Origin of the sequence: Streptomyces ficellus (assembly GCF_030406405.1) — a bacterium.
Taxonomy (GTDB): Bacteria; Actinomycetota; Actinomycetes; order Streptomycetales; family Streptomycetaceae; genus Streptomyces; species Streptomyces ficellus_B.
This window is the reverse complement of record NZ_JAUEPL010000063.1, coordinates 24074-30491: the sequence shown is the minus strand read 5'-3', so window position 1 is coordinate 30491 and position 6418 is coordinate 24074. Positions and strand designations below refer to the sequence as shown.

6 protein-coding genes are annotated in these 6418 nt (G+C 72.7%); 2 read left to right on the top strand and 4 right to left on the bottom strand.

What is annotated here, in order from left to right; translation table 11 throughout:
- Nucleotides 1-326 precede the first annotated feature (326 nt).
- Nucleotides 327-911, top strand: coding sequence for a TMEM165/GDT1 family protein (locus QWM81_RS28325; protein WP_290115309.1), 585 nt, complete (start codon nt 327-329; stop codon nt 909-911).
- A 19-nt stretch (nt 912-930) separates the two neighbouring features.
- Here the strand turns inward: QWM81_RS28325 and QWM81_RS28320 are convergent, their stop codons facing one another.
- Nucleotides 931-1599, bottom strand: a complete 669-nt coding sequence (locus tag QWM81_RS28320; RefSeq protein WP_290115308.1) for an HAD family hydrolase — start codon at nt 1597-1599, stop codon at nt 931-933.
- Nucleotides 1600-1856: 257 nt separating this feature from the next.
- Entirely contained in the window at nt 1857-2795 is a 939-nt protein-coding gene (locus QWM81_RS28315; protein WP_290115307.1) for a peptidoglycan-binding domain-containing protein, read from the bottom strand.
- Nucleotides 2796-3174: 379 nt separating this feature from the next.
- Between QWM81_RS28315 and QWM81_RS28310 the strand changes: the two genes are divergently transcribed.
- Nucleotides 3175-5223 (top strand): MDR family MFS transporter, encoded by a 2049-nt coding sequence (locus QWM81_RS28310; protein ID WP_290115305.1) that lies wholly within the window; start codon nt 3175-3177, stop codon nt 5221-5223.
- Between the two features lie 112 nt (nt 5224-5335).
- Here the strand turns inward: QWM81_RS28310 and QWM81_RS28305 are convergent, their stop codons facing one another.
- Nucleotides 5336-5719, bottom strand: a complete 384-nt coding sequence (locus tag QWM81_RS28305) for a DUF805 domain-containing protein (protein WP_290115303.1) — start codon at nt 5717-5719, stop codon at nt 5336-5338.
- A gap of 129 nt (nt 5720-5848) precedes the next feature.
- On the bottom strand, nt 5849-6358 hold the full coding sequence (locus QWM81_RS28300) for a GNAT family N-acetyltransferase (protein WP_290115301.1): 510 nt from the start codon (nt 6356-6358) through the stop codon (nt 5849-5851).
- Between the last annotated feature and the right edge of the window lie 60 nt (nt 6359-6418).

Genomic DNA, 6418 nt, shown 5'->3' with positions numbered 1-6418 from the left:
GCCGCGCCCAGGGCCGCGCCCAGGCCCCGCCCGGGCCCCCGCCCAGGCCCCGCCCGCGCCAGGGGCGGGCACGGGGCGGCGGCACCCGTCGCGTACCCTGGACCGTGCAGAAGGGGAGTAGCTCTTCGCCGGAACGTCGACATACTGCTGGGCCTCGTGCCCGGCCGGCGCCCGGAGGCACGCCGCGAGCGGCGGGCCAGCGAGACCTTCGGCAACAGCAGTGTCCATGCGTGCTCATCCATGCCCATGGCCCTGCCGTGCCGAAGCGACCCCTGACACGTCACTTCTCGGCGCGGCGGAGCCCGACCGATTGAGGAACCCATCCCGTGCTCAGCCTCACGATCATGGCGATCACCTTCGGCGTCGTCTTCCTCGCCGAACTCCCCGACAAGACCGCCCTCGCCGGCCTCATGCTGGGCACCCGCTACCGCGCGTCCTACGTCTTCGCGGGCGTCGCCGCCGCCTTCGCCGTCCACGTCACCCTCGCCGTCGCCGCCGGCAGCGTCCTGACCCTGCTCCCGCACCGGCTCGTGCAGGCCCTGGTGGGCGTGCTGTTCCTGGCGGGCGCGGCGATGCTGCTGCTGAAGAAGGGCGACGGCGACGAGGAGCACATCAAGGCCCCGGCCGACCAGTCGTTCTGCAAGGTGTCCGGGGCGGGCTTCATGCTGATCCTGGTGGCGGAGTTCGGCGACCTGACGCAGATCATGACCGCGAACCTCGCCGCCCGCTACGACAACCCGCTCTCCGTGGGCCTCGGCGCCGTACTCGCCCTGTGGGCGGTGGCCGGGATCGGCATCCTGGGCGGGCGGACGCTGATGAAGTACGTACCGCTGCGGCTGATCACGAGGGTCGCCGCCTGCCTGATGCTCGCGCTGGCGGGCTTCAGCCTGTACGAGGCGCTGGCGCCGTAAGCGTCAGACGGTCAGACGGTCAGACGGCGGTGATGTGCAGGCGGATCGTCCCGCCGTCGCCCGCCTCCACACGCACCCGGGTCAGGTCCGGTACGTGGACGTCGGGGCGGAACGCTCGCGCGCGGGGCCCGACGCCCACCACGCGCATCCCGGCGGCGCGGCCCGCCTGGATGCCCGCCTCGGAGTCCTCGAACACCACGCAGTCCGCCGGTGCGAAGCCCAGCTCGGCCGCGCCCTTCAGGAAGCCTTCCGGGTCCGGCTTGCTCGCGCCCACCCGCTCGGCGGTCACGCGCACGTCCGGCATCGGCAGCCCCGCCGCGCCCATCCGGGCCTGTGCCAGCGCCTCGTCGGCCGAGGTGACCAGGGCGTGCGGGAGGGCGGCGACGGCGGCCATGAAGTCGGGCGCGCCGTCGATCGGGACGACACCGTCGAGGTCGGCGGTCTCCTCGGCGAGCATCACGCGATTGTCGGCGTGGTTCTGGGTCATGGGGCGGTCGGGCAGCAGGACGGCCATGGTCGCGTAGCCCTGGCGGCCGTGGACGACCTTCAGGGCCTCCTCCGGGTCGAGCCCGTGCCGTACCGCCCAGCGGCGCCAGCAGCGCTCCACCACCGCGTCGGAGTTGACGAGCGTGCCGTCCATGTCGAGGAGGAGGGCCCGGGCGGTCAGGGCGGGCGCGGCGGACGTCATCGGGGCTCCACGGGGGGAAGGGGTTTCCATGGGGGAAGGGGTCTCCCGGGGGAAGGGGTCTCCCGGAGGAAGGGGAGGAGTACGAAGCGGCCCGCCCGCCGGTCAGGGTATACGGGCGGACCACTTTGTTCCTCAACGATACAAAACAAAGGGCGTCGAGCGCCAGCCCGCGGGCGCATCCGTTGAAGTCCGGCCGGGAGGGCCTGGCCCGGCCGCGGCCTGGGGCGCCCTGGGGCGGCCCCGGGGCAGCCTCCGGGTCAGCGGCCGGTCGTCTCCGCCTCCAGCGCCCGGCGGGTCTCCGGCCCGTACACGCCCCATCCGTCGGCGCGCAGGTCCCTGGCCTGCTGGTAGCGGGTGACCCCCTCCTCCACGGCCGCGTTGTAGCGCCCGTTCATCGGCCCGTCGTACAGCCCGGCCTGGCGCAGCCGCTGCTGGAGTTCCGTGACCTCCGGCCCCCGGTCGCCGCGCCGCAGCGTCGGCTCCTCCTCGGGCGGCGGCGCGGCGCTGGGCGGGCCGGTACGGGAGGGCGACGGGGGCGGCGCGGTGACCGGCCCGGCCACGGGCTCGGGCGCCCCGTCCGCCGGTGTCCCCGCCGACGGCGCACCGAACAGGGACGGCGAGGCGGACGCGGGCGTGGGAGCGGAGGCGGACGGCGAGGGGGAGGCGTCGCCGGACGCGGATGCCGATACGGAGGCGGTCGCCGCCCCCGAGGGCGTGGCCGTGCCGGTCGCGACCGAGGGCGGCCCCTCCGGAGACCCGCTCGGCCAGGGGGGCATGCTCGGCGCCAGGTCGGGAAGCAACCGGTCCGCCTCCCGCTCCCCGCCGAACAGCCCGCCCGCGAAGGCCGCCACGCCCACCACGGCGACCACCGCCGCCACGGCGCCGATCACGGCGTACGAGCGGCGCGCACGGCTCCGCGCCCGCGCCTGGTCCCGTGCCCGCTCGCGCGCCCCGGCCCGTGTCGCGGCCCGCGAGCCGGGCGGCGGTTCCGCCTCCCGCAACGGCACCAGTTCGGGCTCCAGCGGGACGTACAGCGGCATCGTCGGCGCCGCAGGCGCGTACGAGGGCGGGTACGAGGGCGGGTACGGCGGCGCGTACGGCGACGCGGGTTGCGTGGGGTGCGTGGGGTGCGGAGGCTGAGCGTCCGGCTCCGCACGCAGGTGCACGTACGGGCGTATCCCCAGCGTGTCGTCCATGGATGCGCAATGGCAGCCGCCGCCGTGGCCGCCTCGCGGCGTACCGCACTCAGGACAGACCTGTCCCGTCAATGTGGGCCCCTCCCCTCGAACTGCGAGCGATTATGCAGCCCCCCGGCGGCGCGACGGGACCATCGTCCGGCCCCCTGCTGCCCCCCGGCGGGCCGTACCGGCACAAAAAGCTCAGGATGGGATGGGACAGGAGGGGTACGCGTCGGTCCTGCCGAAAAGACGACAAGGCGACAAGAGGGAGAGAGGGCGAAAGAAGCGAGAGGGCGAAAGAGCGAGAGGAAAAGGAGACGCGAGGGCGAGAGGGCGAGAGGGCGAGAGGACGACAAGGCGAGGTGACGGGCGACGCGATGACGAGGGAGAACCATCCATGGCGCAGGAAGTGACCACCCCCGCCACCAGCCCCGCCCCCGGCGAGGGCCACAGCCGGCGCGGCGTGCTGGTGGCCATCGGTGCCCTGCTGCTCGGCATGCTGCTGGCCGCGCTCGACCAGACCATCGTCTCCACCGCCCTGCCGACCATCGTCAGCGAACTCGGCGGCATGGAGCACCTGTCCTGGGTCGTCACCGCCTACCTGCTCGCCTCGACCGCCGCCACGCCCCTGTGGGGCAAGCTCGGCGACCAGTACGGCCGCAAGAAGCTGTTCCAGGCCGCCATCGTCATCTTCCTCATCGGCTCCGCGCTGTGCGGCATCGCGCGGAACATGCCCGAGCTCATCGCCTTCCGCGCCGTCCAGGGCCTGGGCGGCGGCGGGCTCATGGTGCTGTCCATGGCGATCGTCGGCGACCTCGTCGCACCGCGCGAACGCGGCAAGTACCAGGGCCTCTTCGGTGCCGTCTTCGGCGCCACCAGCGTGCTCGGACCGCTGCTCGGCGGCCTGTTCACCCAACACCTCTCCTGGCGCTGGGTGTTCTACATCAACCTGCCCGTCGGCATCGTCGCGCTCTTCGTCATCGCCGCCGTCCTGCACATTCCGGTGCGCGCCACCCGTCACACCATCGACTACCTCGGCACCTTCCTCATCGCCTCCGTCGCCACCTGCCTCATCCTCGTGGCGTCCCTCGGCGGCACGACGTGGGCATGGGGCTCCCCGCAGATCATCGGCCTCGCCGCCCTGGGCGCCGTGCTGCTCGTCTGGTTCGTGTACGTCGAGAGGCGCGCCGCCGAGCCGGTCCTGCCGCTGAAGCTCTTCCGGATCCGTACCTTCACGCTGGTCTCGGTCATCAGCTTCATCGTCGGGTTCGCGATGTTCGGCGCGATGACCTACCTGCCGACGTTCCTCCAGGTCGTACGGGGCGTCACGCCGACCATGTCCGGGGTGCACATGCTGCCGATGGTCTTCGGCATGCTGCTCACCTCCACCGTCTCCGGTCAGATCGTCAGCCGCACCGGTCGCTGGAAGGTCTTCCCCATCGTGGGCACCGCCGTCACCGCGGCCGGACTGGTGCTGCTGCACCGCATGAGGGAAACAAGCTCCGACTGGGAGCTGAGCCTGTACTTCTTCGTCTTCGGCGCCGGACTCGGCCTCGTCATGCAGGTGCTGGTGCTGGTGGTGCAGAACGCCGTCGCGTACGGGGACCTCGGCGTCGCCACCTCCGGGGCGACCTTCTTCCGCTCCATCGGCGCGTCCTTCGGCGTCGCCATCTTCGGCACCGTCTTCACCAACCGGCTCACCGGCAAACTCGCCGACGCCCTCGCCGGGCAGGAGGTCCCGCCCGGCGCGAGCGCCGACCGGCTCGCCGCCGACCCGCGCGCCATCGCCGAACTGCCGGCCGCGCTGCGCCCCGGTGTGCTGCACGCGTACGCGACCTCCATCACCGACGTCTTCCTGTACGCGGCGCCCGTCGTCGTCCTCGCCTTCCTCGTCGCCTGGCTGCTCAAGGAGGACCGGCTGCGCGGCGCGGTCACCGCGCCCGACCCGAGCGAGACCTTCGCCTCCAATCCGGTGGAGCGCTCCTCGTACGAGGAGGCGGCCCGCGCCCTGTCGGTGCTCGGGTCGCGCGAGGGACGCAAGGCGATCTACGAGAAGATCACCGAGCGCGCCGGGCTCGACCTGCTGCCCGCCGCGAGCTGGCTGCTGCTGCGCATCAGGCGGCACGGGACCGTGGAGCCCGGCCTGCTCGCCGACACCACCCCCGTACCGCTCAAGGTGATCACCGAGGCGGCCCGGCAGGTGGAGGAGCGCGGCCTCGCCCGCCGGGAAGGGCTCCAACTGATGCTCACCGAACGGGGGCTGGAGGCGGCGGTACGCCTGGCCCGCGCCCGCGAGGAGTCCCTCGCCGAGCTGCTGGGCGACTGGTGGGGCCCGGACCGGCCCACGGACCTGGTGCAGTTGGTCAAGGAGCTGACGGCGGAGCTGTGCGGCTCGCAGCGGGAACGTCCCCGCACGCCGGAGCCCCGCCGCAACCACAGGCTGTGAACCACAGCCTGTGAACCACAGCCTGTGCATCCAGGCGCATACGACGACGGTGGCCCGTCAGCCTCCTCCGGCTGACGGGCCACTGGGTCCTGCGCGTGCGGGTGTGCGGGTGTCAGACAGCCGCGTCGGCGACCTTCGGGTCCGCCGCGTCGGCGAACTTCGGGTTCGGGCCGTGCTCGTTGGCCTCCGGCTTGCCCTCGCTGGCCAGGAAGACCAGCAGGATGATGCCGCCCACGAGCGGGACGAGGCTGATGAACAGCCACCAGCCGGAGCGGCCGGTGTCGTGGAGGCGGCGGACGGCGACAGCCAGGGTGGGGAGGAGGACGGCGAGTCCGTAGATCCCGGCGATGACGCCGCTGCCGATGAGGCTGACGTCGATGACCGCCAGCACGGCGTAGATGACCGTGCTGATGAGCGTGAACATCCAGTATTCCTTGCGGCGGGCGCGGCCGCTGAAGGTGGCGTACTTCTTGAGAACGTCGACGTACCAGTGCATGGGTTCCCCAGGGATGAGCGGTGGGGCCGGTCCCGGAAGGAACGAGCCAGCGCGGAATGTAGATGGCCTGAAGTGGACGGGTCAAAAAGTTATCGGGCGGCGGCCGATCGGTGATCAGCGGAAACCCGGTCAGCCGGGGGAGCCGGGGGAGTGGATGAGGTCCTTGCCGTACCAGATTTCCATGTATGGGCCCTCGCAGTACGCGGGGATCTCGCGGTAGCCGCCGCGGGTGTAGAGGGCGCGCGCCTCGGTGAGGTCGAGGCGGGTGTTGAGCACCATGCGGCGGGCGCCGAGCCGCGTCGCGGCGGACTCCAGGGCCGCCATCAGGAGCGCGGCGCCGCCGGTGCCGCGGAAGGCGGGGCGTATGAAGACGCGGGTGAGTTCCGCGCGTTCGGCGTCCAGGAGGCGCACACCGCCGCAGGCGGCCGGTACGCCGTCCATGCGGCCCACCATGAACTGGCCCGTGGGCGGCGCCAGTTCCGCGACACCGTCGTTGGTGAGCCCCTCGTCGATCTCCGCCGCCGTGGCCGGGCGCCGCCAGTAGCGGCCGGCGACCTCGCCGTAGTAGGCGCGGCGCAGCGCGGTGGCGTCGGGCGTGTCGTAACGCTCGGGGGCGATGGCCCAGTTGGCGGTGGTCATGGACCGTCTGTATCCCGGGGGCGGCCGTTTGGCCAATCGTTTTGCGGCAACCCGCCCCAC

Bases quoted from the DNA above. Each gene is read 5' to 3' on its own strand.
- QWM81_RS28305 (WP_290115303.1), bottom strand. From the start codon at position 5,719: ATGCACTGGTACGTCGACGTTCTCAAGAAGTACGCCACCTTCAGCGGC.
- QWM81_RS28300 (WP_290115301.1), bottom strand. From the start codon at position 6,358: ATGACCACCGCCAACTGGGCCATCGCCCCCGAGCGTTACGACACGCCC.
- QWM81_RS28315 (WP_290115307.1), bottom strand. From the start codon at position 2,795: ATGGACGACACGCTGGGGATACGCCCGTACGTGCACCTGCGTGCGGAG.
- QWM81_RS28320 (WP_290115308.1), bottom strand. From the start codon at position 1,599: ATGACGTCCGCCGCGCCCGCCCTGACCGCCCGGGCCCTCCTCCTCGAC.
- QWM81_RS28310 (WP_290115305.1), top strand. From the start codon at position 3,175: ATGGCGCAGGAAGTGACCACCCCCGCCACCAGCCCCGCCCCCGGCGAG.